Below are 1160 nucleotides of genomic sequence, written 5' to 3'. Positions count from 1 at the left end.
CTAGTGTCCTGCGCCAGAGATCCGTCGGCAGAAGCGGGCGAGGGAGTCCAGGATCTCCTCGGCTGTCTTGGTCCAGATGAACGGCTTGGGGTCTTCGTTCCAGTTCTTGACCCACTTGCGGATGTCGGCTTCGAGGGCCTGGACGTTCTTGTGTGCGCCACGGCGGATCATCTGGTCGGCCAGGAAGCCGAACCACCGCTCCACCTGGTTGATCCACGAGGAGCCGGTCGGAGTGAAATGCAGCTGGAAGCGGGGGTGCTTACCCAGCCACGTCCTGATCGCCGGGGTCTTGTGGGTGCCGTAGTTGTCCACGATCAGGTGGATCTGGAGATGCGCGGGGACCTCTTTGTCGATCCTGATCAAGAACTTCTTGAACTCGGCTGCCCGGTGCCGGCGGTGCAGGGCGCTGATGACCTCGCCGGTGGCGACATCGAACGCCGCGAACAAGGTGGTCAAGCCGTTGCGGACGTAGTCGTGGGTCCGCCGCTCGGGCATCCCGGGCATCATCGGCAGGACCGGCTGAGACCGGTCCAGGGCCTGGATCTGGGACTTCTCGTCCACCGAGAGCACCACCGCGCCCTCGGGCGGGTTGAAGTACAGGCCCACGACGTCGTAGACCTTCTCCACGAACAACGGGTCCGTCGACAGCTTGAAGGTGTCCGTCAGATGCGGCTTGATCTGGAACTTCCGCCAGATCCGACCCACGGTGGACTTCGACAGGCCGCTGCGGTCCGCCATCGACTTGCGAGACCAGTGGGTGGCGTTCTTCGGGAGTTCCTCCAGCGTCGTGACCACAACCGACTCCACCTGGTCGACGGTGATGGTGGGCGGCCGGCCCGGCCGGGGCTCGTCCACCAGCCCGTCCAGCCGCTCAGCGAGGAACCGCCGACGCCACTTGCGGACCGTGTCCGCGGTCACCCGCAGGTCCCGGGCGACCACAACGATCGGCGGCACCTCCGGCCCCGCACACGCCAGCACAATACGCGCGCGCAGGGCCAGAGCCTGGGCCGACATCGCCCGACGCGTCCACCGCTCCAACACCGCCCGCTCATCAACCGAGAGCAGCAGCGGCTCCAGCTTCGGGCCCCGACGAGGAACAGACGCACCAGCAGCAGAAGTCACACAACAAATAACGATCAACTACTGGCGCAGGACACTAG

At 65.5% G+C, this 1160-nt stretch carries 1 protein-coding gene; it reads right to left on the bottom strand.

The features are described 5' to 3' along the window. Positions 1-1122 (bottom strand): IS630 family transposase, encoded by a 1122-nt coding sequence (locus ABZY44_RS37755; RefSeq protein WP_356662083.1) that lies wholly within the window; start codon positions 1120-1122, stop codon positions 1-3. Between the last annotated feature and the right edge of the window lie 38 nt (positions 1123-1160).

This window comes from Streptomyces sp. NPDC006544 (assembly GCF_040611715.1).
GTDB lineage: Bacteria > Actinomycetota > Actinomycetes > Streptomycetales > Streptomycetaceae > Streptomyces.
This window is presented reverse-complemented; position numbering and strand designations above follow the sequence as displayed.